The following is a 26,259-nucleotide window of genomic DNA, read 5'->3' as shown; positions in this document are numbered from 1 at the left end:
GGTTTTGAGAGGTAGCGTTCTTTATGGGGTATGTAAAATGCTGTAAATAAAATAATTAACTTAAAAATAGTCTTGTGAATTGCCCATTAACAAATTTGGAAACCAACCAATATTATAATCAAGGGCATTCCATCGGACCATTCAAAAACAATAAATAGTAACAGATGAAAAATCAATATTCTTTTATTATCACAATAGTATTTGTTTTTTTAAGTGTTTCACTGCAAGCACAAATAAAAAAAATTGAGCCACCATTTTGGTGGAGTGGAATGCAGAAAACAGAACTTCAATTAATGGTATATGGAGATAATATTTCTTCTTTAACGCCAGAAATTGACGGATTAGAAATCAAAGAGGTTAAAAAAACCGAGAATCCAAACTATCTGTTTGTTACTATTGAAACTGAAAATGCTTCAGCAAAAAATTATACGATCAATTTTAAAAAAGGGGAAAAAATTGTTGATAGTAAAGAGTACGCATTAAAGTCGAGACGTGAAAATTCAGCCAATCGAAAAGGTTTCGACTCCTCTGATATGATTTATTTAGTAATGCCAGACCGTTTTGCTAATGGAGACCCTACTAACGATAGCAATTCAGCATTAACAGAAAAAGCAAACCGAGAAGAGCAAGGTGATCGTCATGGAGGCGATATTGATGGAATTATTCAACACCTAGATTATATAGAAAATCTTGGAGCAACTGCAATTTGGAGTACGCCACTTTGTGAGGATAACGATGCCAAATACTCATATCATACCTATGCACAAAGCGATGTTTACAAAATTGATGCCCGTTACGGAACTAACGAAGATTATAAAAAATTGGGGAGTGAACTGCATAAAAGAGAAATGAAACTTATTATGGATTATGTGGTGAACCATTGGGGAGTGGAGCATTGGATGATTAAAGATTTACCTACTTATGATTGGATTCATCAATTTCCTGGGTATGCGCAAACAAATTACCGAATGAGTACGCAAATGGATCCAAATGCTTCGGAAATTGATTATAAAATGTGCATGGATGGGTGGTTTGTAAAAACGATGCCCGATTTAAATCAGCAAAATCCGTTGGTGTTAAATTACTTAATTCAAAATGCTATTTGGTGGATTGAGTATGCCAATTTAGACGGTTTTAGAGTGGATACGTATTCTTATAACGATAAAGAGGGAGTTGCAACTTGGACTAAAGCTATTATGGATGAGTATCCAAATTTTAATATTGTAGGAGAAATTTGGCTGCACGATCAAGCTCAAATTGCCTATTGGCAAAAGGATAGTAAAGTAGGAGCTATTCAAAATTATAACACGCATTTACCGAGTGTAATGGATTTTACGTTGCACGACGCTGTTACTAGCGTTTTTAATGAGGAAAATCCGTCGTGGGATAAAGGAACGATTCAGTTATATGAAAATTTTGTAAACGATTTTTTATATCCTGATATTGATAATATTCTTGTTTTTGCTGAAAATCACGACACAGGACGTATCAATCAAATTTATGAAAATATAGAAGATTATAAATTGGTTATGACCTTAATGGCTACCGTTCGAGGGATTCCACAATTATATTATGGTTCGGAAATAGGAATGAAAGGCGACAAAGGAAAAGGGGATGGCGATATCCGAAGAGATTTTCCTGGCGGATGGGAAGGAGATTCTAACAATGCATTTTTATCCTCCGGACGAACCGCAACGCAAAATGAGTATTTTAATTTTACTTCGAAGCTTTTTAATTGGAGAAAAAATAAGAAGGTAATTCATTCAGGGAAAACAACACAATACCTCCCAGAGAATGAAGTGTATGTATATTTTCGAAGTAATGAAAACCAAACGGTAATGGTAGTTGTTAATAATAGTAGTGAAAACCGTAGCTTAGATTTGAGTCGCTTTAAAGAAAATTTAAAAGAGGCTAAACAAGGGAAAGATATTATTTCTGAAAAGAATTTTTCTTTAGAAGAAAAACTGGAAATAGCTGGGAAAACGAGTTATATTATTGAAGTTTTGTAAAATGATAAAACTAAAAAGCACCTTCCTTTTTATAATCTTAGTATCTTTAGTTGTTGCTTGTTCTAATACAAAAACAATGGAAGAAACTAAGGAGGTAAAACCTTCAAAAATTGTAATTTATCAAGTGTTTACACGCTTGTTTGGAAATACTAATACCAACAATAAACCATGGGGGACTATTGAGGAAAACGGAGTTGGTAAATTTGCCGATTTTACCGATAAAGCTTTGCAGGAAATTAAAGATTTAGGAATAACGCATATTTGGTATACTGGAGTTCCGCATCATGCTTTAGTGAATGATTATACGGAGTATGGAATTTCTAATGACGACCCAGAGGTGGTAAAAGGGCGTGCAGGCTCTCCTTATGCGGTAAAAGATTATTACAATGTAAATCCTGATTTAGCAACCAATCCCGCAAATAGGTTAACAGAATTTAAGGAGCTTATTGAGCGTACTCACCACAAGAATTTAAAAGTAATTATTGATATTGTTCCCAATCATGTGGCTCGAGATTACGAGGGAATTAGCAATCCAGAAGGTGTAGAAAGTTTTGGAGCTTCTGATGATACCTCGGTTGTTTATCATAAAAATAATAACTTTTATTATTCGCCAAACGAAGCTTTTTCTCTTCCAGATTGGAGAGATGGATATTTGCCACTTGGAGGAGAAGTAAATGCTTTAATTGATGGAGAATTTGATGAAAATCCTGCTAAATGGACAGGAAATGGGTCTAGAGCTTCTAAGCCAGATCAAAACGATTGGTATGAAACGGTAAAAGTAAATTATGGAGTATCTCCAGAAGGACATAGAGATTTTGATACGTTACCAGAAAATTTTGATAGCGAGTCCTATAAAAAACACTTTGAATTCTGGCAAGGAAAAGAGGTGCCCTCCTCTTGGGTAAAGTTTAAAGATATTGCCTTGTATTGGCTTGATTTTGGGGTTGATGGATTCCGTTATGATATGGCAGAAATGGTGCCCGTAGAGTTTTGGAGTTATATGAATTCTGCAATCAAAATGAAAAATCCAGATGCCTTTTTAATGGCGGAAGTGTACAATCCTGATTTATATCGAGATTACATTCGTTTAGGGAAAATGGATTATCTGTATGATAAGGTTGATATGTACGATTCGTTGAAGCATATTATGAAAGGCTATGGCTGGACAGACCATATTCCAGTTGTTCGGAATAAGTATGATGATATCGAATCTCATATGCTATATTTCCTTGAAAACCATGACGAACAGCGTATTGCGAGTCCTGAGTTTGTTGGAAATGCTAATACTGCAAAACCTGCAATGACGGTTTTAGCAACAATTGGAACGTCTCCGTTAATGATTTATTTTGGACAAGAATTGGGGGAGCCTGGCGCTGAGGATGCTGGTTTTGGCGATCCAAGTAGGACTTCAATTTTTGACTATATTGGAGTTCCAGCCCACCAAAGATGGATGAATAACGGAAAATTTGATGGCGGACAATCAACCGAAGAAGAAAAATCGTTGCGTAACTTTTACAAGCGCTTATTGAATATTGCCATAAGTAATGATGCCCTTACTGGGGAGAGTCGAGAAATTCATTATTATAATAAAGAACATACCAAAAATTATAACCACCGTGTTTTTTCTTTTGTTAGATTCTCTAAGGAAGAAAAGCTAATTGTGGTTACTAATTTTGATGCAGAAGTTTCGCATCAGTTTGAACTTAGAATTCCTCAAGATATCATTTCTCAATGGGGGTTATCGGAAAATACCTATGAATTAGAGGACTTGTTATATCAACAAAATAACAAGCTAATATTAAGAAATGGTGAAGGTTTTATAAATGTATCGTTGGCTCCTTTAGAATCATTTATTTTTAAGCTCTAAATTTTATATGAAACCCTCATGGAAGGATTAATTATAACTAAAATAATTACCTTCACAAAGGAAAATGAATAAAGCAGCAGCTTTTAAGAGAGAGTGATTTTTTTGTAATCATATAAATATTTAAAAATCAATTATTCAAGATATGTTTATTTGTATAAAAATGATAAAAAAAGTAGTTGTTTTAGGAGCACTGTTAGTGTTTTTTCAAAGTTATAGTCAGATGCAAGAACCCATTATTATTGGACATAGAGGTGCCCGAGGGCATGTGGTTGAAAACAGTTTACCTTCCATAGAAAAAGGAATAGCTCTTGGAGCCGACGCCATAGAGATAGATGTTTTTAAAATTGCAGATGGTTCTATAGTTGTTTTTCATGACGATACAGTAGACCGTTTAACAGAAGCTACAGGTTCTATAGAGAATTATACAAAGTTAACTTTAGATACGTTGTCTTTAGAAGGAGGAGTGAAAATTCCAACTTTAAAAGAGGTTTTGGATTTGATTGATAAAAGAGTAGTGCTCAATATAGAATTAAAAGGATCAAATACAGCAGTTCCTGTCCATAAAATTCTTCAGCAGTACATAACTGAAAAAGGATGGGAAAACTCCGATTTTATCATTTCGAGCTTTAAATGGGAAGAGCTAGAAGAAACACATCGCTTAAACCCAGAAATGCCAATTGGAATTTTAGTCAGTAAAAAAATTGATGATGCAATAGCAGAAGGTGAAAAGCTAAATGCTGTTGCTATTCACCCTTCATATAAAAGCTTAAACGCTGAGAATGTAGCGAAAATGCATGCTAAAAATTTTAAAGTATATCCGTGGACGGTTAACGAGCCAGTCGATATTTCTAAAATGAAATCTTTTAAAGTTGATGGGATTATAACCGATTTTCCTGAACGAATTAGTGAATAATAGGCGGTATTTAGTATAGAGTACGGAGTACAAAGTACAAAGTATGCTTTATGCGGGAATAAATAATCGGGAGTCTGAAGAGTAGTGTACAGTTTTCAGTAGCAGTTAGCAGAATTAAGTATTCAGTACAAAGTATGCGGGAGATAAGAGAACAGAGAAGCATCTTTATTCTTGTTTCCTATAATTCATCAATTTTTATACATTCAACTATCAACTATTAAACTCAAAATAACTGTATCTTTGCGCCATGATATTCGATGTGATAATTGTAGGAGGTGGGGCTGCTGGTTTTTTTTCGGCCATACAAATTGCAACCCATAATCCGCAATTAAAAGTAGTTATTTTAGAGCGAGGAAAGGAAGTACTCACCAAGGTTAAAGTTTCTGGTGGCGGACGTTGTAATGTTACGCATGCTGAATTTGTTCCCAATGAATTAGTAAAATCATATCCTAGAGGGGAGAAAGAACTTAGAGGTCCTTTTCATACATTTTGTAGCGGGGATACGGTTGCTTTTTTTGAAGGCAGAGGGGTTGCTTTGAAAATTGAAGAAGACGGGCGCATGTTTCCAGAAAGTGATTCTTCACAAACTATTATCGATTGTTTTTTAGCAGAAACAGAGCGGTTAGGTATAAAAGTAAATACCAGCTGTGGAGTTAAGAATATAAAAGAGTTATCGTCCGAAAATTCTTCATGGGAGATTGAAACTTCACAAGGTATTTTTCAGACAAAAAAAATTGTAATCAGCACTGGGAGTAACCCTAAAATATGGAATCAGTTGGCAGCACTTGGACATACAATTGTATCTCCAGTTCCGTCTTTATTTACTTTTAACATCAAAGATATACGAATTAATGGGTTAATGGGACTCTCATCTCCTGCGGAAGTGAAATTAATAGACCGTAAAAATAATCCTATAAAACTAGAAAACGGACAAAAAGCAACTGCAAAAGGACCACTTTTAATAACGCATTGGGGGATGAGTGGCCCTGCTATTTTAAAGTTATCAGCATGGGGAGCTCGTAAATTATTTGAACAGAATTATCAGTTTAAAATTCAAGTAAACTGGTTGCCAACATATAATCAGGAAGAAGTTTTATCAGATTTAAAAGAGTTAAAAACTTCCGAAGCTAAAAAGCTTGTTTTTAATACGCGTCCGTTTGAGATTCCAAAACGATTATGGTTTAAAATATTAGAGGTTTCAGGGATTACAAATCTGCATAAATGGGCGGAAATTAATAAAAATCAACTACAGCAGTTATCACAAGAACTTACAGAGGCCACATTTGATGTGAATGGGAAAAGTACATTTAAAGAAGAGTTTGTAACTGCTGGAGGAGTAGATTTAAAAGAAATTAATTTTAAAACCTACGAAAGTAAAATTTGTAAGAATATGTTTCTAGCTGGTGAGGTTATTAATGTTGACGCCATTACAGGAGGATTTAATTTCCAAAATGCATGGACGGGTGCTTATATTGTTGCTAAAGCAATAACAGAAGTAACTTAATTAAGTTGCCAAATGCTAAAATTTAGGATGGTGGCAAAGCAAACCCATAATAAGTAAGGAATTAACAAATACGCAGCTACCCTATTTACTACTTTAAACCATTTAATGGTAAGTAAAATGAGGACAACAAGTGTTATTATGATGAGTAAAGCCCAAAATGGTTTTTGAAATCCAAAAAAAACAATACTCCACATAGCATTAAATAACAGTTGAAATCCGAAATGATACAACGCTGTTTTTACCCATAAATGATAAAAACCTCTTGCCCATACAATTCCAGCGGAAATTCCCATTATAATATATAAGATTGTCCATACAGGGGCAAAAATCCAATTTGGAGGATTGAAAGAGGGCTTATTGAGTGTGGGATACCATGTGTCTACAGAGCTTTGTGTGGCAAATCCAGAGAGAAAGCCAACAACTAAACATACTACTACTGCAATTAATATTCTGGTAAGTTTTTTTGACATAGCACTCGTAAATATGCACTAAAATAACAATTTATTTTTCAAATTTCATATTTGTTTTATAAGTATTGTTATGAACTTATTTTTTATATTATTTCACGCAATTTTTTGTCATAATTTACAGATATATCTTTCTCACAACATAGAAGAGTTCCGTTAGGCATGGAATAAAAGATTTATTTTTGATTTCGTGTCAAATTGATTTTTAGTGCAAAGTAATTTACTCGATAATCGAGATTTGAATGCTCCGAAGCTTGCTTCGAAATGTTTTTTTAGTTTTTTCTTCTAATGCCTCGTGAGCTTATTCCGAGGTAGTTTACTTATTAAGGGAGGTTTCAGTTTTTAACGCTTGTTTTTTTTTTTTGATTTTTCTCTTATTGCCTCACGTTTTGTCTTGAGGGAGTTGACTTGCAATTGATAGCCTATTTTATGGTCTTTAGTTTTATAGGAACGATAAAAATTAGGGGTGGATATTTCTTTGAGTTATATTTGCCTAAACTTTTTTTTAAATGACGGTAGCTAGTTTTATTCCATCTCCATATAAAAGCAAATTAGAAACTGGGAGCTTTACTTGGCAATCGCCTAGTAATATAGCTTTAGTAAAATACTGGGGGAAGTTGGAACATCAAATTCCTGCAAATCCTTCTATCAGTTTTACGCTTAATAATTGCCATACAAAGACAACGTTGTCCTACACAAAAAGAGCTAATAATAGTACAGATACTTTTAGTTTTGAGGTGTATTTAGATGGAGAATTAAAATTGGATTTTGCGCCTAAAATAGAAACTTTCTTTAAGCGAATAGAGAAATATCTACCTTTTTTAACCGATTATCATTTTAAAATAGAAACACATAATTCTTTTCCTCATAGTAGTGGGATTGCATCTTCTGCAAGTGGAATGAGTGCAATAGCCTTGTGTTTAATGAGTATGGAGAAGCAATTGGTTCCTGAAACTACAACTACATTTTTTACTGAAAAGGCGTCTTTTTTGGCACGCTTAGGTTCAGGAAGTGCTTGTAGAAGTATAGAAGGGCCTTTAGTTGGCTGGGGTGCGCATCAACAAATAACAAATAGCACCGATTTATTTGGAGTAAAGTATGATGGAGACGTAGCCAATGTTTTCAATAATTATCAAGACACTATTTTATTAGTAGATGTAGGAGAAAAAAAGGTTAGTAGTACCGTAGGACATAGCTTGATGGAGGGTCATCCGTTTGCAGAGCGTCGTTTTGAGCAAGCACATAAAAATATTTCAAAGCTTATAGAAATATTTAAAACGGGCAATATAAAAGGGTTTATAGAAGTAGTGGAGAGTGAGGCTTTAACCCTCCATGCTATGATGATGACCTCTATTCCTTATTTTATTTTGATGAAACCAAACACCTTGGCAATTATTGATAAAATATGGGAGTTTCGAAAAGCAACTGGATCCAATGTGTGTTTTACGCTGGATGCAGGAGCAAATGTACATGTGTTATATCCAGAAAGTGAAAAAGAGGAGGTTTTGAAGTTTATTAAAAATGAACTCGTTGCATATTGTAAAAACGAGCAGTATATTTGCGACCAAATTGGTTTTGGAGCTTACTCGATTGATAGTTGATAATTTATTGAAGCAGCACATTATATAATAAATGAACTTTGCCTTTACCGCTGAAATTGTTTATATTTATAAATACTTGGCGGAGAAAATATTGAAATTATTAATTAGTATCCATTAGTATTAGAATATGAAACATCCATGTCTAATTTTAGACATATAGTAAAAGGATTATTTGGATGTTCCATGTGACCGTTAAAAAACGGTAAAAAATAAACACATGAAAGGACCTTTATTTTACTCGAAAATACTCCTCTTTGGAGAATATGGAATCATTAAAGACTCCAAAGGGTTGTCTATACCATACAATTTCTATAATGGAGCACTAAAAGTAAGTGATGATTTATCTGCGGAAGCAAAAAAATCTAATGAAAGTCTTCAACGATTTTCGATTTATTTAGCAGAGCTTGAGGCTTCACAACCTGAATTGGTAACTTTTGATTTAGAGAAATTAAATAAAGATGTTGCTGGCGGAATGTATTTTGATAGTAGCATTCCACAGGGTTATGGGGTAGGAAGTAGTGGAGCATTGGTAGCTGCTATTTACGATAAATATGCTACAAATAAGATTACTGTATTAGAGAATTTAACTAGAGATAAATTATTAAAACTTAAAAAGATTTTTGGTGAGATGGAGTCTTTCTTCCATGGAAAATCTTCTGGTTTAGATCCCTTAAACAGCTATTTGAGTCTGCCAATTTTAATTAATTCTAAAGATAATATAGAACCAACTGGCATTCCTTCCCAAACAATTGATGGAAAAGGAGCTGTGTTTTTATTGGATAGTGGAACTACTGGGGAAACTGCTCCTATGGTGCAAATATTTATGGAGAACATGAAGCAGGAAGGTTTTAGAAATATGTTGAAAGACCAGTTTATCAAGCAAACAGATGCTTGTGTGGACGACTTCTTAAAGGGAGATGTAAAATCGCTTTTTGGAAATCTTAAAAACCTTTCTAATACTGTTTTGAATAATTTTAAACCAATGATTCCTGCTCAATTTCATAAGCTTTGGAAGCAAGGAATAGATACCAACGATTATTATCTTAAACTTTGCGGTTCTGGTGGTGGTGGGTACATTTTAGGATTCACTCAAGATATTGAAAAAGCAAGGAAAGCTTTAGCAGGACATAAATTGGAGGTAGTTTATAACTTCTAAAAACTCATTCCTTATGTTTAATCGGGGGCAAAAGCTATTATTTTTAAAGTTATTGAGCCTCTTTTCGGTAGTGCGTGGCTATAATGTGTTGGTTATTGTTATTGCACAATACCTTACTTCTATTTATATTTTGGCGCCTAATATTCCTGTTCGGAAAATTTTATTCGATCCCAATTTATTCGCTATTGTAGTTGCTTCAGCTATTGCAATTGCCTCAGGATATATAATTAATAGTTTTTATGATGTTGAGAAAGATTTAATTAATCGTCCTACAAAAACAATGTTAGATAGATTGGTAAGTCAGCGATTCAAATTATCAACTTATTTTATACTGAATTTTATATCGGTTATTTTTGCTAGCTATGTGTCGTTCCGAGCAGTAGTTTTTTTCTCACTTTACATTTTTGGGATATGGTTATATTCACATAAACTGAAGAAAATTCCTTTTATTGGGAATTTCGTTTCTGCAACGCTAGCAATTACTCCATTTTTTGCAGTTTTTGTCTATTATAAAAACTTCCAACATGTAATTTTCGTACACGCAATTTTCTTATTTCTTATTATTCTGATAAGAGAAATGGTAAAAGATTTAGAAAATATAAAAGGAGATATTGCACATAATTATCAAACAATACCAGTTGTTTATGGAGAGCGGATGTCAAAAATATTGATAAGTTGTTTGAGTTTATTAACTTTAATTCCGGCTTATCTTTTAGTTACAACTTTTGCAGTTGGATATATGTATATTTTCTTTTATGCCTGTATGTTGCTTATGGTTGTATTTATATTTTTTCTGTGGCGCTCCACAACAAAAATTCACTATTTGGTACTGCACAATATTTTAAAGTTTATCATTGTTTCTGGGGTGCTAAGTATTTTATTAATAGATATTGACTTGGTATTAAATAGAATTATGTAATTTTTTATGAGGCTCTGTAAATTTCAGTTACATATCCACAGCTATATTATTCTCTTTTTTCGGAGGACGTTTATTGGGAATAAAAGAAGCATTTGTGTATTTGTGGGAAATAGAGTTCCAGCCTGTTATTAACCTCTATACCTATGGGTACAGAGTGGTTTAGTTTCCAATTCTAATGTCCGAGTAAAAACTCAAGTCTGTTTCGCTATAAAAAAGAGCAAAGACTAAATGCTCTAGTTAAAAACAGCGTTGATGGCTAGCGCAGCTAAAATCCTTATCCGTAGAATAGTGATCGAAAGCTCTGAGATCAGGAGTACAGCAACACAGAGTTTAGGTTACGTTTTTTCGACCTCGTTGTCGAACAAATTCATTGGTTAAGGCGCCTTTTTCTTTGTTTCGTTTCTTTTGGGCGAGCAAAAGAAATGAAAAGCATGAAGTCATTGGTATTTGGATTGGAATTAGAGCTAACAAATAATCAACACAATTCTAGACTAGAGCCAGACTAAATTCTAACTACCCTAAAATAAGTAGTTTAAAGAAAAAACATAACTAAAATCCTCTTTTTATTCATTTTTATTAATAGCAATAGGTCTATTTTGAAAATTCCATTTAAACCTTGATATAAGTGGAGTCCAATAAATTCCGTTAACTTTTATAGCACAACAATGTTTCCAATAATAATTATCTTTTGACAATCTTTTATTATTTGATTTTGATTACCATATCTTTGCAAAAAATAAGTTTATGAGTAGAGAGGATAAATCCAGAAAAGGAAAGAGTTCTAGTAGGCAAGGTGGTGGTAGTAAAAAGTTCTCAGGAAGACAAGGTGGGAATATGAAGAGTAAGAGTTTTGCTAGAGGAAATGCTCCAGTAAAAAATACTCCTACACAGAAGAAAAGTCAGTTATCTCCAGATGAAATTCGATTGAATAAATACATAGCTAATAGCGGTGTTTGCTCTCGTAGAGATGCAGATATTTATATTGCATCTGGTAATGTAACTGTAAATGGAGAAGTTATAACCGAAATGGGTTATAAGGTAAAGTTGTCTGATGAAGTAAAATTTGATGGACAGAACATTACTCCAGAGAAGAAAGCGTATGTTTTATTGAATAAGCCAAAAGGATTTATTACTGGAAATTCCGAAGAAAAAGGAAAACGTACTGTAATGGATTTGGTAAGAAACTCCACAAAAAGTAGAATTGCAACTGTAGGAATGTTGGAGAGAAACTCCACAGGATTAATATTGTTTACTAATGATATAGAGCTTTCTAAACGTCTTACACAAGGACAAGGATTTAGAAAAATTTATCATGTCACCCTAGATAAAAGTTTCCGTCATGAAGACCTTCATAAAGTGAGAGAAGGGTTGGTTATTGATGAAAAAGAGGTAAAAGTAGAAGAGATTACTTTTATTGAAGGAGGAAATAAAAATGAGGTAGGAATTAAAATCTTCAGTAATAGAAATAAGATAGTTACTCGTATTTTCAAGCATTTAGACTATGAAATATTGAAAATAGATAGAGTTGCTTATGGCGGACTTACAAAGAAAGACTTGCCTAGAGGAACTTGGAGACATCTTACAAAACAAGAAGTTATCAATTTAAAAATGCTTTAATTCCCCAAAGCCTGTCCTGAGTTTGCCTAAGGACTCTGTGTTGGAATGAGTTAAATTTATTTTGTTTGAATACCTTGTAGCTTATTCCGAGTTACTTGATTAGGCGTTTGTTAAAAAACACTTCGTATATAAAACAGCTATAAATTATTAAATATTCAAGCGTTACAATCCATAAATTTTCTTGAAAAACTGGATGAGCGTAGGCATGGTAGCTTAACACAGTAGCCGCAGACCATATAATTGGATATTTATAGCTAGTAAAAACACCCAATAATAGAGGCGTAGCAATATACCAAGGGTGTATTGTGGTACTCATAAAAAGGTAAAAACTAACAGCCAAAAGCATGGAAATAAACAATGTTTTTGGCTGATTGTTTTTTCTTAAGAATGCTAAAAGCCATATAAAAATAAATACTCCAATGGCCATTCGTGTTCCTGCTGTTTCGATAATATTATAACCTTTTCTGTAAAATCCTATTTCTCGAACGATATAATAGATACTTGCATTGAACTCAAATTTTTGAAACCAGAGTCCAATTGTTTCCGTATAATTAGTTATTAATTCTGAGGAGAGAAAGGGGAGAAATGAAGCAATAAAGCCTAAAATAGTGATTGAATAAAACCCGATGAGCTGAAATGCATTTCCTTTTATTTGCTGAAAATCTTTTAAAAACCAACGTAAAAAAAGTGGTAAGAAGAGCAGTGGCACTAACTTAGTTGAAATAGATATAGACAAAAATAGTGCGGCTATGATCCATTTTTGCTGAAGAAGGAAGTATAAGGAAACTACAAAGAAGAATAACATAATGCCTTCAAAATGAAGATTTCCGGTAAGTTCTATAATTATAAACGGATTTAAAAAATACCAAAATATTTGATGTTTTGGGAGCTGTAATAATTGTAAAATCTTACGCCCAAAATATAAAATCCCAATGTCGGATAAAATGATGAAACTTCGTAAAACGATAATATTTCCTAAAATTGTTTTTCCACCAAGCAGTGCACTTAAATAAAAAAACAATTGATTAATAGGAGGGTAATTGCTGTAATGAGATGCGTTGAGGTTTCCCATACCTTCTTGTAAGCCTTTATAATTTTCCGCAGGAAAAAAATCGGAAGCTAGTAATTGCTCAACGGTATATTGAAAGGGATTTATTCCATCTAGAAGTAATTTACCATCCCAAATAAACCGATAAAAGTCTTGTGACAAATTGGGCGTTGCTGCAAAAAATACAAATCGAGAGGCAATTCCAAATAGCAAGAGAAACCTAAAGTTATTTTTCTCAAATTGAATTATTTTATAGAAAAAGAAAAAAAGGCCTATGTATAAGCCTAAAAGTTTTGTAGTGTCTGCACGTTGTAAATCGTACGCAAAGCTTGCATAAAATAGAAGGGATGCAAGTACAAATAACAACGGAAATTTATGTGCCTTCCAATAATCTAACATTTATATTCTTGACCTAATTGAATGGAAAAATACAAAACCAAAACCAATAACCAGCATTAAGTGAAAAGGAAATAGGCTAAAATCATTCAATTTAAAGGCACTAAATATCCCAAAAGCAAAGTAGAGAACTAGCAGGGCTTCTAAAATAATATTTCTAGAAATTGATTTAGAAATATATTTATTTCCCCTCCATGAATCTGATATATTTTTGATATTAAATTTAGGAGTACGTACAAATTCACTTCGTTTTCCTCGGTGGCCTTCTATAACTGCAAAACTGTTATGAAGCGTAAAACCTAAAATAACAGTAAAAAAAGTAAGGAATGTTTTGGTGTAGCTAAGGATATTTTTCCAACTCTTTCCTTGGATATTTTTATAAGTAAACCAATAACAAACATAAAGAATTAAGGTGCTTAAAATAAAAATTCCAGTAAGGTTGAAAATCCAATTTGGAATAAAATCTTGTTGTTTTATAAAGAGAATAGGAACACTTAAAACCGAAATGAGAAATGCACACAAAAACATAGAACTATTGAGTAAGTGTATGAATCCGTGGAACTTTGTTTTGTTAGAAATGTTTTTGGAAGCTAATAAATTACGAACTGTTTTTCTGAAATTCTCAGCACCTCCTTTATTCCATCTAAATTGTTGTGTACGTGCCGCACTAATAATAACAGGAAGTTCGGCGGGGGTTTCTACATCTTCTAAATATTTAAACTTCCAGTGTTTTATTTGCGCTCGGTAGCTCAGGTCTAAATCTTCGGTAAGTGTATCTCCTTCCCAATTCCCTGCGTCTAGAATACATGCTTTTCTCCAAATACCAGCTGTTCCATTAAAATTGATAAAGTGACCTTTAGCACTTCTTCCAACTTGCTCAATAGTAAAATGCATATCTAACGCAAAAGCTTGAATTTTGGTAAGCAAAGAATAATTTCGATTAAGATGTCCCCAGCGGGTTTGTACTACTCCAATTTCAGGGTCTTTAAAATAGGGGACAGTTTTTTGAAGCCAATGAGGAGCTGGAAGAAAATCGGCATCAAAAATAGCTATGAATTCTCCCGAAGCTATCTCTAAACCTTCTTTCAAAGCCCCAGCTTTAAATCCAACACGATTTTTTCTAGTGATATGTTTTATATCAACTCCTTCTTGCTGAAATTTATTTATTATTTCTGAAGTTTTTGTAATAGATTCATCTGTAGAATCATCCAGCACCTGAATTTCTAATTTATCAGAAGGATATTTTAGTTTTATAATGTTTTTAAGTAATCTATCTACTACATATTCTTCATTGTATATTGGAAGTTGAATGGTAACTTTTGGAACTTCTTCGGGTTGTGTTAAATTAAATTTCGGTTCGTTTTCCGTGGCTTTTTTATAGGTTAAATAGTTTATCAATAAATTCAATTGTGTTAAACTATAAAAAAGAATAAGCAGCAAAGAAGTAACGTAGATGACTAAAATAGTATAGGAAACAATTTCTAAAATCATTTAAAACTATATTTAAAAATCCAACCTAATATTTTGATACCTGCCATAACGCTTCCTTTTACAGTGCCAGATACTTTAGAAACTCCGATTCGGTTTTTGTAACGTACTGGAATTTCTACATACGAGTAGTTCTTTTTTATTGCTTTTAATTGCATTTCTACTGTCCAACCATAGGTTTTATCTTCCATGTTTAATGCAATTAGCTTATTGTATTTAATAGCTCTAAACGGACCTAAATCGGTAAACTTAGCATTAAAAAATATCCTCATAAGGGTTGTAGCTAGCCAATTTCCAAAAATTTGTTGTGGAGTCATTGAGTTTTTTGCGCGGAGTTCTTCAACACGAGCGCCAATAACAAAATCAATATCATTTTCAATAATGGGGGCAACAATTTTGGTAAGTTCTTCTGGGTAATCGGAATAATCACCATCAAGAAAAACAATAATATCAGGTTGCTTTTTTTGTTTTGCAATGTAATCCATGCCTTTCAAACAAGCATACCCATATCCTTTTTTATTTTCAGTAAGGACAGTAGCTCCTGCTTTTTTAGCAACAAATTCTGTAGTGTCGGTAGAGTTATTATTTACAACAATAACTTCCTCAACAACTTCAGGAATTTCATTTATAACATGAGCAATAGATTTTTCTTCGTTATAAGCAGGAATAATAACTTTAATGAGCTTCATTTACAATCGCCTAAATTAGGTTGCAAAAATACTATCTAATGTTGAGTCGCACAGAAATTATAGTATTATTTATTTTGTTTAATTAAGTCGAGTAAATCCACATCGTTTCCTAGTAAAACTGCATCACTATTGATACGTCCTTTGGGACTTTCATTTTCTAATTTAAGGACTCCTCGTGGACAAACGGCAGAGCATATTCCGCAGCCAACACAAGATGCTCTAATAATGTTCTCTCCTTTTTGTGCATATGCACGAACATCAATACCCATTTCACAATAAGTAGAGCAGTTTCCGCAAGAAATACATTGCCCACCATTGGTTGTAATTCTAAATTTTGAGAATAAACGTTGTTGCAGTCCCAGAATTGCTGCCATAGGACAACCAAAACGACACCAAACTCGATTTCCTAAAATGGGATAAAAACCAGTGCCTATTACTCCCGAAAAAATAGAACCTATAAAAAATGAATAGGTTTTACGAAGAGTTTCAGGATTGAAAATAAAGATATTACTCCCGCTGAAATAATGAATAGCAATGAGTCCGAGAATAATACCTAAGTATCCAATTGCTCCATATTGAGCATCTTTTTGTAATTCGTCTCTTTTAAAGTACCAGATTACTGCAAATAATACCCCTAGAAAAACAGCTACGCTTATTAAAAAAGCATCTTTATTAAGCCAGTATTTACTAGCGTCATAATTGAGGTAGCTATGCACTACAGCCACGGTCATCAATACAGAAAACACCAAAACACTGTGCACCAACCAACGTTCTATTTTCCATGCTTTTAAACTTTTATCGGACAAGTGTCTAAAAGAATCTCCAGAAGTTTCAGCTAGTCCGCCACAACCACAAACCCAAGAACAATACCAACGTTTTCCGTAGAAATAAGTTAAAATAGGAGTAATAATTAAAATAGAAACAATTCCAAATATAAGCAAAGCAAGACCTATATCTCCAGAGCTTATAAAACCATCAACTCTATATTGGTCAAAATTGTAATAGCTTAGTGGCCAAATATTTTTTAAATCGTAATACGGAATATTATAAGCTTCAGAATTATTTAAACGTGCCATTAATTCTGGAATGATAAACGCAAAGGATAATTGAAAAAACATCACACTAATTGTTCGTAATACTTCATAGCGATTATGGCGATATTTCCACAAAAATTTAATTCCGAAAGCTAGAATAGCAACGGTATACAGCGTTCCATATACAAACCATTGACTGGCAGGATTACCACTTAAAAGTGTACTTAAGGGATCAAATAATCCTATAAGTCCTACATTACTTCCTTCTGTTCGTAATCCTAGATATTGTGGGTAAAAGTATAAAACAATGTAAAAGCCAGTAAGGGCAATCCCTAAAAGCCAAGCTAAAAAGCCTCTTGAAGAAATGGATTTAAACCACACAGCATCGTTTTTAATTCCAGCGTGTTTGTTATTGTAGGCTCCGTAGGAAAATAGTAGCACTCCAAATATTAAGGAGCTAAGAGATAGCGTTAACCACAAGGTTTTATTAGGAAAGTTTACATTAAAAATAGCTAGCAGTAAAACTCCTAGACCAAACATTCCTACAATAACAGCTAGTTTTTGAAGAAAATTAAGCGCTACTGGAGGCTCTCCTGCTAAAGACATGTTTCTTTGTACTGTGGTATTCATATGCAATTTTTATCAGTTTTTAACTGTTCTTTGAATGCTTTTTTGATGGCTGAAAAATGAGAATGGTAAAATTCTGGATCAAAATTAGCCTTCTCTAAATGTTCTATTACGTAATCAATATTTTTTTCTTCTGAAATCCAAGAATCAAAAGTTTTATGATTTAAACGAATTCCGAAAGTGTTTACTCCAAGAATAGCATTGGTGTTTTTATGATACGCCAAGGTAATACGCTTTTCTCCATTGGGAACTTCCCATGAAAAATGGGCTTCATAATCTTTAGGTTTTGCCCACACCCAACCATAGGTTTGGTATTCAATATCAAAAAATTTAGCCGAGTTAAACCAAACTCCAGGGTTGTATGCTGTTTTATTTCCGCAGATAGTTTGTGCTACTACTTCGCCCATCATACGGCCAGTGTACCAAACAGCTTCAACAGGATTTCGTAAGCCTGTGGGTTCAAGTTGTTGTGCACAATCGCCAATGGCATAAACGTTTGGAATATTAGTTTCTAAATACTTATTAACTTTTACGCCTTTTCCAGTTTCAATAGAACTATTTTTTAAAAAGGCTACAGCAGGCGAAACACCAGCAGTAAGTCCTACCAAATTGCATTCAATTTCCTCTCCCTTTGAAGTAATAACCGATTTTACACGACCATTTTCGTCTCCGATAATTTCTTTAAGTTCTGTTTCTAATCGTAAATCGATATGGTGAGTTTTAATATGTTTGCTTATCAAATTAGCATCGCCAGAAGGAAGTACACTTCCCCAGAAATCTTTATCGCGCACTAAAAATGTAACAGGAATTTCTCGGGTACGAAGCATTTCTGCAAGTTCAATACCTATAAGTCCGCCACCAACAATAATAGCCTTTTTACAAGCTTTATTATTAGGAGCATTAACTTCTAAAAGTTCTAAATCTTGTTTGGAGTAAAGACCTTGAACTCCCTTTAAATCTTGACCAGGCCATCCAAATTTATTAGGCTTAGAGCCTGAAGCAATAATTAAATTGTCATAACTTAGGGTGGAGCCATCTTTAAAAACAAGTGTATTTTTATCGGTATCCACTTTTGTAACAAACCCTTCTTTAAGCGCTATGTTATTTTTCTCCCAAAACCAATTCTCATAAGGTTGCGTATGTTCAAATTTCATATGCCCCATATACACATACATCAATGCAGTTCTTGAAAAAAAGTATTTAGATTCCGCAGAAATAATGGTTATTTTATAATTACTTAGTTTTCGGATATGTCTTGCCGCAGTAATTCCTGCAATTCCATTTCCAATTATTGCAATATGTTTCATGTATTAATTTAGCTATAGAATATATGTCGTTATACAAGATAAGAACTTATATATAATTTTTAATTTAGAAGAATTTTAAATTGTATTGTGAAAGAAGGGTTTGTTTAAATGAGGCTTGTATGAATACTTTCATTTTTAAAAAATATTTCAGTTTCTATTAAATCCCTCACTGAGGGGATTCCCCAGAGCCTGTTCTGAGTAAAAATAAAAGACCGCTTCGCTATAAGAAAAAAGAATAAAGACTAAGTGCGAATCATCATAAAATAAGTAGTTTAAAGAAGCGACATTACTAAATTCCTTTTTTATTTATTTTTATTAAAAGCAAGGAGCCTATTTTGAAAACCCATTTGAACCTTGGTATAAGTGGAGTTCAATAAATTCTGTAAACTTTTATAGCACAATAATAATTTAATTTAGAAAAACTAATTGCCGATTTTTATATTGAACTGGTTTAAACTTTTTGTTTTTAACCGAAAATAAACTGAAATTTGTTTAGATGAGACACTTTTTGAAAGACATAGCATGCGCTACGCAAAATAAAAAGTTCATTATATATTGTATTGATGAATAGACTTTTATTACTCATTACAGGTATTACTTTATTTTTTTTAGGTTGCAAATCTGATGATGTTTCTCATGAAAAAAAAATTCATGGCGTTAGTTTAGTAGCTTCAAAAGACTCTTTGGCTATAACGGAGGTTAAAGAAATAATAAAAGTACATGCTAATTATGTTTCATTAATGCCTTTTGCATTTATGAAAGATATTAATCATCCAAAAATCATTTATAATCAGGAAAAACAGTGGTTTGGAGAAACATCAGTAGGGATAAGTCAGCATAAAGAGCTTTTAGATTCGCTCCATATTCAGGTGATGTTGAAACCACAACTTTGGGTTTGGAATGGTTTATTTACTGGAGATATAGTTATGACTAACGAAGCAGATTGGATAGCGTTGGAGCAACAATATGAAAATTATATTCTAGATTTTGCATCGCTAGCTTCTCAATTAAATATAGCTATTTTTTGTATTGGAACCGAGTTACATCAATTTGTAGTTAATAGGCCTGACTTCTTTAAGCGTCTTATAAAAAAGATTAGAACTATATATCATGGAAAATTGACGTATGCAGAAAATTGGGATGTATATCAAGAGGTTCCTTTTTGGAATGAATTAGATTATATTGGAATTGATGCTTATTTCCCGCTTTCTGAGAATAAAACACCTTCTTTAACCGATTTAAAGTCTGGTTGGGAAGTTCATAAAGAAGCAATGAAAAACTTTGCAGCCAAGAAAAGAAAACAAGTTGTTTTTACAGAGTATGGCTATCGAAGTATAGATTTTTCTGGCAAAGAACCATGGAAACATGACCGGTCAAAGTTACTTGCCAATTATGAAGCACAAACCAATTGCTTATTATCACTTTATCAAAACATATGGGATGAACCATGGTTTGCTGGAGGTTTTTTATGGAAGTGGTTCCCGCAAGGAGGCAACCATATAAGTGAGCAAAATAGGTTTACCATACAAGAAAAACCATCCCAAACTGTTTTGGAACGTTTTTTTGAGCAAAGAAATAATGAGGTTATGAAAAAATAAGCTCCAATAAAGATGCTATCCTATTTAGTTATATTTTTTTGTTTATACATATTAATGTAATGCTGATCTAGCTCTTCGGAATCTTTATATTTTTCTCGTAATGTTTTGAGTTTTTCTTTCAGTTTTTTAACTACCTCTTGGTAATTTTGGTCGTTATACACATTATTCAATTCATGTGGATCTTTTAATCTATCGTATAATTCCCATTCATCTACATCATAATAAAAATGGATCAGCTTGTATTCTTTGGTCACAATGCCATAGTGACGCTTTGCCATATGTACCCCTGGGTATTCATAATAATGATAATATGCGGCATCTCTAGTCCATGCAGTGTCTTTACCTTTTAAAATTGGTAACATACTTTCTCCTTGCATATCTTCTGGTATTTTTATTCCAGCAGCATCCAAAAAAGTAGGAGCAAAATCTAGATTTTGAACCATATCGTTGTTTTTACTTCCAGGTTTGATAACATCTGGCCATTTTATTATTAAGGGAGTTTTAAAAGACTCTTCATAGATAAAACGTTTGTCAAACCAACCGTGCTCTCCAAGGTAAAAACCTTGATCGGAGGTGTAAACAACAATAGTGTTTTCGGCAAGTCCTGTTTCCTCCAGATAATCCAATACTCTTCCTACATTATCATCAACAGAAGCAATGGTGCCTAGATAATCTTGCATATAGCGTTGGTATTTCCACTTCATTTTTTCTTCATCGGTCATATTTGGCCAATGCTCTTCAAAATCATTATTAATACTGTCTATAATGGGGTCATATAATGCTTTTTGCTTCTCATTCATTCTGCTATATGGATACGTAAAACCACCAGGAATAGGTTCCATTTCTGGAGTTACCTTCCCCATTCTTTTTAAAGTTTCTGGTCTTATTTTACTGTCGTGACCATATCTCATATGGTAAAGTATATTCATCTCGGCAGTTTTGGCAGCAGTGCCTCTATTTTTATAATCGTCAAATAATGTTTCAGGTTCTGGAAATGTTTTTTGTGTATATTCTTTGAATTTTTCAGGACTTGGCCACCAAGGTCGGTGTGGCGCTTTATGGAGATACATCAACATAAAAGGTTTTTCTTCATCTCTTTCGTTGTCTAACCAGTTTAAAGTTAGATCGGTAATAATATTGGTTACATACCCAGTAATAGTAGTGTCGCCTTCTTTGGTAATAAATTTGGGATTAATATAATTTCCTTGTCCTGGTAATATTTTAAACTCGTCTACTCCTTTTGGATTGTTGCCAAAGTGAAGCTTTCCAAACATCGCGGTTTGATAGCCCGCTTGCTGAAAAAGTTTAGGAAACGTAACATTGGTAGTGTCAAAAGGGAAATTATTGTCTATTTTTCCGTTGATATGGCTATGTTTTCCTGTTAAGATTACTGCTCTGGAAGGAGCGCAAATAGAATTGGTAACAGAGGCATTGGTAAAAAGCATTCCTTGTTTTGCAATCCTATCTATATTTGGAGTTTTTATCAGTTTATCAGAATAGGCACTTATGGCTTGGTAAGCATGATCGTCTGACATGATAAAAATTATATTGGGACGTTCTAGTGTTGCGTTTTCTTTTTCTTCTGAAGTATTTTTACACGAAACTCCAATTAATAGAAGAGAGAGGAGTAGTAATCTTTTTAGATACATCATTAACGTTACATTTTGGATAGTTGTACAACAATGAAGAAAGATACTTAAAAAACATAAAAAAAGGATGTTCTACCATGTAAAACATCCTTTTAGTTATATAAATAAATGGTTCTTTATTCTAAAACCCCATCAATAATACCATATTCTAAAGATTCTTTGGCATCCATCCAATAATCACGATTAAAATCTTTCATTATTTTATCGAAATCTTGTCCGCAGTTATCGGCTAAAATTCTTGCACCAATTTCTTTTGTTTTAATAATTTCTTTTGCCTGAATTTCAATGTTAGAAGCTTGTCCTTGTGCACCTCCACTTGGCTGGTGAATCATTACTCTTGCATATGGGTAAACAAAACGTCTTCCTTTTTCTCCTGCTGAAAGTAATATAGAACCCATAGAAGCTGCTAAACCTGTACAAATTGTAGAAACAGGACTTTTTAAAGACTTCATGGTATCATGAATAGCAAAACCAGAAGTAACATACCCTCCTGGACTATTTATTATTAATTTAATTTCTTCATTATTTATAGAATCTAAATACAACAATCTGTCTATAACATGTTTTGCTGATTTATCATCTACTTGGCCCCAAAGAAAAACTTTTCTTTCTTCTAAAAGCGCTGCATCTATTTTATCTTGAATCTTATTAGTTGCCATATTTTTATTATTTATAGTTCAAATATACTGAACTCATCTTTACTTTTTAAGTTTGAGCGAAAAATAGTGCTTTTACTCACTATTTAAGATTTTAATGCCCTAAAGTCTGTGCTGAGTTTGCCAAGAGCTTAGGGTTAAATATTTTTAATCCCTCATAGAGGGTCTAATTCCCCGACGCTCTGCGTCGAAATGAGTTAAATTTGTTTCCTTTGAATACCTCGTGGGCTTGCCCCGAGGTAGTTGATTATCCCTCTTAATGCCTTGCAGTTTTTCCGCAAGGAGTTTACTTTTTTTTGTTTATTGAATTCTCTTTAGAACTCCATGGATATAATTCCTGATTTATAAATTTCTTCGGATATTCATCGTCATCATGAAAACCTAATTCAATATCCCTTCCGCTGTAAGGAATGTAATTAGTTTTGAATATATAGTCCCATATACTCAATGTAATTCCGAAGTTAACCCCATATTTATTTGGCATTTCTTTACTATGATGCCAAATATGCATTTTAGGATTGTTTAAAATGTATTTAAACGGACCATAATCCCAACCAATATTTGCATGGTTTAGATGTCCAATAGTAATATTAAAAAAATGAACAATAGCCACTGCTTCGATGTTATAACCTCCAATAATAGCAATAGGAATGTATAAAATAGATTTATAAACCACTGGTTCCATCCAATGATAGCGAAAGTGAGCTGCAAATCCCATTTCTTTTACGGAATGATGTGTTTTATGAAAATTCCAAAGAAATGGAATCCTGTGTAATAAAATATGTGTTCCCCATTGAATAAAATCGGCTACTATAAAAAAGATAAATAGGCCTAATAACCAAGGTAGTTTTGAAGCATCAAAAAGTTGAAAATTAGAAAGTGAAGCTCCGAAAACATTTAGGAAATCATTAAAAATCTCGGCTGCGGTATTGGATAGTGCAATTAATGCAATAAGATTTAATAAGAAAAAATTAAAGAAGAGATAGAAGGTATCTAACCAAAAATCTTCTCTAAAAATTTTCTGATTTTTTCGCCAAGGAAATAAAATTTCGAGCCCCCAAATGGTGAGAGAAATAATGAGTAGTCCATAAAAGTAATTCTCCCAATGGAAGCTGGTAATTTCAGAAATCAGGTAATTAAAATACCCTGAATACGAATTTTTTATAATGTCGAAATACTTTTCCAAAGGATGCTCTTCTTAGCTTTTAAAATCTATTTTTATGATAAGGATTTTCCATAATAAAGTCGGAATATTATTCAATAACTTACTTTTTAAAACATATGTTATTGGTTAGATTTTACTGTTAAGTTATAGTTTAACAACATCCACCGCCGTCGTAATGCCAAGTAGATTCAGAAATAAAAATATCATTTCTCTCTAAATTTTTCAAGGTGTTAGCAGTTTTATCACAAACAGCAAGGGGTTGGTTTTGTAATAGAACATGTCCGTTTTTATCATCAAAATAATCCTCTTTACCGTAATAAATGGCAGCTTTTCCAGTAAAAACACAAGGGCCGTCTTTCGGCATTGGATCTTTTATGGCAGCCACTTCAATGGATTCAATGTAAATTAATTCTTCTGTATTGTAGTGCAATGGATCTAGAATTCTATATGGTTTTCTAGCTCTTATTTCGATGGTTCCAAAACCAGCATCGGTAAGCATTTTTACATATTCTTTTATAGGGAGGCTTCCACTTAAACACAATGCTCTAAGCTTATCGTTGTTTCGAAGTTCCTCGCTCATTGGTTGCTCGCAAGTGGGATCACTCATTACAAGTCGCCCATGTGGTTTTAAAACCCGATACATTTCTGAAATAGCCTTTTTTAATTCTTCAGTTTTAAAAATATTAAACAAACAATTTTGCGCTGCCACATCAATACTATTATCTTCAACAGGAAGGTGTAAAGCATCGCCTTTTTTTAAGTCTATAAAATCACTTTTAAACCAATTGTTTTGGGTTTCGGCTTCTTTAAAATTTTTACGAGAAGCTTCTAACATTTCATCTACAACATCTACACCAATAACCCCATTTTTTTGACGAGAAAAATAAGCAAACTGTAAAAGTTCCATGCCTCCGCCAACACCAACATATAGAATTTTTGGATTGTTAACCAAATCTCTTGGGTGTACAGTGCTCCCGCAACCATAGTTCATCTCTTGCATTATTTTCGGAATTTTTAATCCCGGTAATTCCCAAATAGGATTTGTGGTGCAACAAAGTCCAACATCTGGAGTTAAAGCAGCATTTTTATATACGTCTTTTGTAGTTTCTAAATAACTCATAGCTGCTTAATTAGTTTTTTGAAGAGTGTAATCATTTTTGGTTCTGCTTCCCCGGCAATTCTAATAATTTCATTAATATCTACAGGTTCTAAATTATCTGGATCTCCTTCATCTGTAATTACAGAAATAGCGGCAACTGGCAGTTTTAAATGGTTGGCAACAATAACTTCTGGAACAGTGCTCATTCCTACAGCATCGGCGCCAATAATTTTAAGGTATCTGTATTCCGCTTTTGTTTCTAATTGCGGACCAACTACCGAAACATACACCCCTTTTTGGAGGGAAATATTTTCTTGTTTTGCTGTGTTGATAATTGTATTTCTCATGTCAACGTCGTAGGGCTGACTCATATCCACAAATCGTTCTCCAAATTCGCTAACTCCTTTAAATGCTAGTGGAGAACCACCTTGTAAATTAATATGGTCTTCAAGAAGCATTAAATCTCCTTTTTTATAATCTAAATTTATAGAGCCTGCAGCATTAGAAATAAGTAGTTTTTTAATTCCGAGTTCATGCATAGCACGAATTGGATAAGTAATATCAATAAAATCGTAACCTTCATACAGGTGAAAACGGCCTTGCATAACCACTACTTTTTTACCTTCAATTTCACCATAAATTAATTTTCCGCTGTGGAATTCTACGGTAGCCAAAGGAAAAAATGGAATATGATTGTAATGAGCTACAATTGGATTTTCAATTTCATCTACCAATTTCCCTAGTCCAGTTCCTAAAACAATCCCAACTTCTGGAGCTTCAAAGCCCTTACTTTTTAAATATGCTGTTGTTTCTAGTAATTCGTTTTTGGTCATAATTTAATCTTTTAAAAATTTTTGAAATGCAGGATGTTCCTCAATATCTTCATACACATCCACATCATTAAGTTCTTCTAACAAAGCTACATTAATGGTTTTTAAATCTTCTAAAGTCTCTCTTAAAACAGTATCTGTGCCCCATTTTTTTTGTTGAAATATTTTAGGATACATTCTTTTTAAACCTAGAAGGTAATAACCTCCATCTGTAGCCGGTCCAATTACCGCATCATAATTATTGAGTTTTTGGAAGGCTTCTTCAATGTGTTTTTCAGTAATATCGTATATATCACTACCAATAATTATTACATTTTGGTAACCTTCTTTGAAACTTTCGTCAAAAGCATGCATCATTCGTTCTCCGAGGTCACTACTACATTGCAGTTTTTTTTCAAAATGTTCTAGATTCCACAAATCTTTTTTCGGAATTTCTTCAGAATAATATACAACTTTATTACTGTTAACCCTTTTGGCAACTTTGGCGTTGTGTTCGAGTAAAAAAATGTATATCTCAAGGGCCTTTTTATCACCTATATCTTTAGCAAGTCTAGTTTTTACTTTTCCTAATTCTGGATTACGGATAAATATGATTAAAATATTTTTTTCTTTCATTTAAA

General features: G+C 33.2%; 21 protein-coding genes. 9 read left to right on the top strand and 12 right to left on the bottom strand.

Translation table 11 applies throughout. From position 1 onward, the window contains the following. Positions 1-164 precede the first annotated feature (164 nt). The 4 genes from JOOMADRAFT_RS00715 to JOOMADRAFT_RS00700 all read left to right on the top strand — a co-directional run bounded on the left by JOOMADRAFT_RS00715 (position 165) and on the right by JOOMADRAFT_RS00700 (position 6,293). Entirely contained in the window at positions 165-2,009 is a 1,845-nt protein-coding gene (locus JOOMADRAFT_RS00715) for a glycoside hydrolase family 13 protein (protein ID WP_008610692.1), read from the top strand. A 76-nt stretch (positions 2,010-2,085) separates the two neighbouring features. Beyond that, the gene (locus tag JOOMADRAFT_RS00710) at positions 2,086-3,876 is read left to right on the top strand and encodes an alpha-amylase family glycosyl hydrolase (protein ID WP_008610683.1); all 1,791 of its coding nucleotides are present in this window, start codon (positions 2,086-2,088) and stop codon (positions 3,874-3,876) included. 160 nt (positions 3,877-4,036) lie between these two features. Beyond that, on the top strand, positions 4,037-4,789 hold the full coding sequence (locus JOOMADRAFT_RS00705) for a glycerophosphodiester phosphodiesterase (RefSeq protein ID WP_050989630.1): 753 nt from the start codon (positions 4,037-4,039) through the stop codon (positions 4,787-4,789). A gap of 247 nt (positions 4,790-5,036) precedes the next feature. After that, the gene (locus tag JOOMADRAFT_RS00700) at positions 5,037-6,293 is read left to right on the top strand and encodes a BaiN/RdsA family NAD(P)/FAD-dependent oxidoreductase (protein WP_008610681.1); all 1,257 of its coding nucleotides are present in this window, start codon (positions 5,037-5,039) and stop codon (positions 6,291-6,293) included. Here the strand turns inward: JOOMADRAFT_RS00700 and JOOMADRAFT_RS00695 are convergent. Then, positions 6,290-6,763 (bottom strand): TspO/MBR family protein, encoded by a 474-nt coding sequence (locus JOOMADRAFT_RS00695; protein WP_008610680.1) that lies wholly within the window; start codon positions 6,761-6,763, stop codon positions 6,290-6,292. The genes JOOMADRAFT_RS00700 and JOOMADRAFT_RS00695 overlap by 4 nt on opposite strands. A gap of 506 nt (positions 6,764-7,269) precedes the next feature. On the opposite strand from JOOMADRAFT_RS00695, the gene JOOMADRAFT_RS00690 reads away from it, so the two are divergent. The 4 genes from JOOMADRAFT_RS00690 (at position 7,270) to JOOMADRAFT_RS00675 (ending at position 12,053) form a co-directional block, all read left to right on the top strand. Then, positions 7,270-8,361 (top strand): diphosphomevalonate/mevalonate 3,5-bisphosphate decarboxylase family protein, encoded by a 1,092-nt coding sequence (locus JOOMADRAFT_RS00690; protein WP_008610679.1) that lies wholly within the window; start codon positions 7,270-7,272, stop codon positions 8,359-8,361. A 217-nt stretch (positions 8,362-8,578) separates the two neighbouring features. Further along, the gene (locus tag JOOMADRAFT_RS00685; RefSeq protein ID WP_008610677.1) at positions 8,579-9,517 is read left to right on the top strand and encodes a mevalonate kinase family protein; all 939 of its coding nucleotides are present in this window, start codon (positions 8,579-8,581) and stop codon (positions 9,515-9,517) included. Positions 9,518-9,530: 13 nt separating this feature from the next. Next, positions 9,531-10,436: a geranylgeranylglycerol-phosphate geranylgeranyltransferase gene (locus JOOMADRAFT_RS00680; protein ID WP_008610676.1), complete on the top strand. Its 906-nt coding sequence runs from the start codon at positions 9,531-9,533 to the stop codon at positions 10,434-10,436. A gap of 744 nt (positions 10,437-11,180) precedes the next feature. Continuing rightward, positions 11,181-12,053, top strand: coding sequence for a pseudouridine synthase (locus JOOMADRAFT_RS00675; protein ID WP_008610675.1), 873 nt, complete (start codon positions 11,181-11,183; stop codon positions 12,051-12,053). A gap of 91 nt (positions 12,054-12,144) precedes the next feature. Here JOOMADRAFT_RS00675 and JOOMADRAFT_RS00670 read toward each other — a convergent pair whose 3' ends face one another. From JOOMADRAFT_RS00670 to JOOMADRAFT_RS00650, 5 genes are all read right to left on the bottom strand, one after another. Further along, positions 12,145-13,500 carry a glycosyltransferase 87 family protein gene (locus tag JOOMADRAFT_RS00670; protein WP_008610674.1) on the bottom strand — a complete coding sequence of 452 codons (1,356 nt, stop codon included), beginning with the start codon at positions 13,498-13,500 and terminating at the stop codon, positions 12,145-12,147. Then, the gene (locus JOOMADRAFT_RS00665; protein ID WP_008610673.1) at positions 13,501-14,988 is read right to left on the bottom strand and encodes a cellulose synthase family protein; all 1,488 of its coding nucleotides are present in this window, start codon (positions 14,986-14,988) and stop codon (positions 13,501-13,503) included. After that, positions 14,985-15,674, bottom strand: a complete 690-nt coding sequence (locus JOOMADRAFT_RS00660; protein ID WP_008610672.1) for a glycosyltransferase family 2 protein — start codon at positions 15,672-15,674, stop codon at positions 14,985-14,987. Before JOOMADRAFT_RS00660 ends, JOOMADRAFT_RS00665 begins: the two co-directional genes overlap by 4 nt. 65 nt (positions 15,675-15,739) lie before the next feature. Beyond that, the gene (locus JOOMADRAFT_RS00655) at positions 15,740-17,338 is read right to left on the bottom strand and encodes a 4Fe-4S binding protein (RefSeq protein ID WP_008610671.1); all 1,599 of its coding nucleotides are present in this window, start codon (positions 17,336-17,338) and stop codon (positions 15,740-15,742) included. After that, positions 17,335-18,642 (bottom strand): NAD(P)/FAD-dependent oxidoreductase, encoded by a 1,308-nt coding sequence (locus JOOMADRAFT_RS00650; protein ID WP_008610670.1) that lies wholly within the window; start codon positions 18,640-18,642, stop codon positions 17,335-17,337. Before JOOMADRAFT_RS00650 ends, JOOMADRAFT_RS00655 begins: the two co-directional genes overlap by 4 nt. A gap of 563 nt (positions 18,643-19,205) precedes the next feature. Between JOOMADRAFT_RS00650 and JOOMADRAFT_RS00645 the strand changes: the two genes are divergently transcribed. Continuing rightward, entirely contained in the window at positions 19,206-20,240 is a 1,035-nt protein-coding gene (locus JOOMADRAFT_RS00645) for a glycoside hydrolase family 113 (RefSeq protein ID WP_008610668.1), read from the top strand. A 20-nt stretch (positions 20,241-20,260) separates the two neighbouring features. Here the strand turns inward: JOOMADRAFT_RS00645 and JOOMADRAFT_RS00640 are convergent, their stop codons facing one another. The 6 genes from JOOMADRAFT_RS00640 to JOOMADRAFT_RS00615 all read right to left on the bottom strand — a co-directional run bounded on the left by JOOMADRAFT_RS00640 (position 20,261) and on the right by JOOMADRAFT_RS00615 (position 26,254). Then, entirely contained in the window at positions 20,261-21,892 is a 1,632-nt protein-coding gene (locus JOOMADRAFT_RS00640) for a sulfatase family protein (RefSeq protein ID WP_008610667.1), read from the bottom strand. A 113-nt stretch (positions 21,893-22,005) separates the two neighbouring features. Beyond that, the gene (locus tag JOOMADRAFT_RS00635; protein WP_008610666.1) at positions 22,006-22,548 is read right to left on the bottom strand and encodes a ClpP family protease; all 543 of its coding nucleotides are present in this window, start codon (positions 22,546-22,548) and stop codon (positions 22,006-22,008) included. 283 nt (positions 22,549-22,831) lie between these two features. Then, positions 22,832-23,731, bottom strand: coding sequence for a sterol desaturase family protein (locus tag JOOMADRAFT_RS00630; protein WP_008610665.1), 900 nt, complete (start codon positions 23,729-23,731; stop codon positions 22,832-22,834). Positions 23,732-23,861: 130 nt separating this feature from the next. Further along, positions 23,862-24,830: an arsenosugar biosynthesis arsenite methyltransferase ArsM gene (gene arsM, locus JOOMADRAFT_RS00625; RefSeq protein ID WP_008610664.1), complete on the bottom strand. Its 969-nt coding sequence runs from the start codon at positions 24,828-24,830 to the stop codon at positions 23,862-23,864. Then, a complete protein-coding gene (locus JOOMADRAFT_RS00620; protein WP_008610663.1) occupies positions 24,827-25,642 on the bottom strand; it encodes a purine-nucleoside phosphorylase in 816 nt (271 codons plus the stop codon). Before JOOMADRAFT_RS00620 ends, arsM begins: the two co-directional genes overlap by 4 nt. 3 nt (positions 25,643-25,645) lie before the next feature. Then, positions 25,646-26,254: a TIGR04282 family arsenosugar biosynthesis glycosyltransferase gene (locus JOOMADRAFT_RS00615; protein WP_008610662.1), complete on the bottom strand. Its 609-nt coding sequence runs from the start codon at positions 26,252-26,254 to the stop codon at positions 25,646-25,648. Positions 26,255-26,259: the final 5 nt, after the last annotated feature.

This window comes from Galbibacter orientalis DSM 19592 (genome assembly GCF_000260115.1).
In the GTDB taxonomy this organism is placed as follows: Bacteria; Bacteroidota; Bacteroidia; order Flavobacteriales; family Flavobacteriaceae; genus Galbibacter; species Galbibacter orientalis.
Note: the sequence above shows the minus strand (reverse complement) of the source record. Positions and strands in the feature narration are given on the sequence as shown.

Excerpts from the sequence above, each read along its gene's own strand:
- JOOMADRAFT_RS00640 (WP_008610667.1), bottom strand. The coding sequence starts at position 21,892 with ATGATGTATCTAAAAAGATTACTACTCCTCTCTCTTCTATTAATTGGA.
- JOOMADRAFT_RS00650 (WP_008610670.1), bottom strand. The coding sequence starts at position 18,642 with ATGAAACATATTGCAATAATTGGAAATGGAATTGCAGGAATTACTGCG.
- JOOMADRAFT_RS00655 (WP_008610671.1), bottom strand. The coding sequence starts at position 17,338 with ATGAATACCACAGTACAAAGAAACATGTCTTTAGCAGGAGAGCCTCCA.
- JOOMADRAFT_RS00695 (WP_008610680.1), bottom strand. The coding sequence starts at position 6,763 with ATGTCAAAAAAACTTACCAGAATATTAATTGCAGTAGTAGTATGTTTA.
- JOOMADRAFT_RS00685 (WP_008610677.1), top strand. The coding sequence starts at position 8,579 with ATGAAAGGACCTTTATTTTACTCGAAAATACTCCTCTTTGGAGAATAT.
- JOOMADRAFT_RS00710 (WP_008610683.1), top strand. The coding sequence starts at position 2,086 with ATGGAAGAAACTAAGGAGGTAAAACCTTCAAAAATTGTAATTTATCAA.
- JOOMADRAFT_RS00645 (WP_008610668.1), top strand. The coding sequence starts at position 19,206 with ATGAATAGACTTTTATTACTCATTACAGGTATTACTTTATTTTTTTTA.
- JOOMADRAFT_RS00690 (WP_008610679.1), top strand. The coding sequence starts at position 7,270 with ATGACGGTAGCTAGTTTTATTCCATCTCCATATAAAAGCAAATTAGAA.
- JOOMADRAFT_RS00675 (WP_008610675.1), top strand. The coding sequence starts at position 11,181 with ATGAGTAGAGAGGATAAATCCAGAAAAGGAAAGAGTTCTAGTAGGCAA.
- JOOMADRAFT_RS00670 (WP_008610674.1), bottom strand. The coding sequence starts at position 13,500 with ATGTTAGATTATTGGAAGGCACATAAATTTCCGTTGTTATTTGTACTT.
- JOOMADRAFT_RS00715 (WP_008610692.1), top strand. The coding sequence starts at position 165 with ATGAAAAATCAATATTCTTTTATTATCACAATAGTATTTGTTTTTTTA.
- JOOMADRAFT_RS00615 (WP_008610662.1), bottom strand. The coding sequence starts at position 26,254 with ATGAAAGAAAAAAATATTTTAATCATATTTATCCGTAATCCAGAATTA.
- JOOMADRAFT_RS00620 (WP_008610663.1), bottom strand. The coding sequence starts at position 25,642 with ATGACCAAAAACGAATTACTAGAAACAACAGCATATTTAAAAAGTAAG.
- JOOMADRAFT_RS00705 (WP_050989630.1), top strand. The coding sequence starts at position 4,037 with ATGATAAAAAAAGTAGTTGTTTTAGGAGCACTGTTAGTGTTTTTTCAA.
- JOOMADRAFT_RS00635 (WP_008610666.1), bottom strand. The coding sequence starts at position 22,548 with ATGGCAACTAATAAGATTCAAGATAAAATAGATGCAGCGCTTTTAGAA.
- arsM (WP_008610664.1), bottom strand. The coding sequence starts at position 24,830 with ATGAGTTATTTAGAAACTACAAAAGACGTATATAAAAATGCTGCTTTA.
- JOOMADRAFT_RS00680 (WP_008610676.1), top strand. The coding sequence starts at position 9,531 with ATGTTTAATCGGGGGCAAAAGCTATTATTTTTAAAGTTATTGAGCCTC.
- JOOMADRAFT_RS00700 (WP_008610681.1), top strand. The coding sequence starts at position 5,037 with ATGATATTCGATGTGATAATTGTAGGAGGTGGGGCTGCTGGTTTTTTT.
- JOOMADRAFT_RS00665 (WP_008610673.1), bottom strand. The coding sequence starts at position 14,988 with ATGATTTTAGAAATTGTTTCCTATACTATTTTAGTCATCTACGTTACT.
- JOOMADRAFT_RS00660 (WP_008610672.1), bottom strand. The coding sequence starts at position 15,674 with ATGAAGCTCATTAAAGTTATTATTCCTGCTTATAACGAAGAAAAATCT.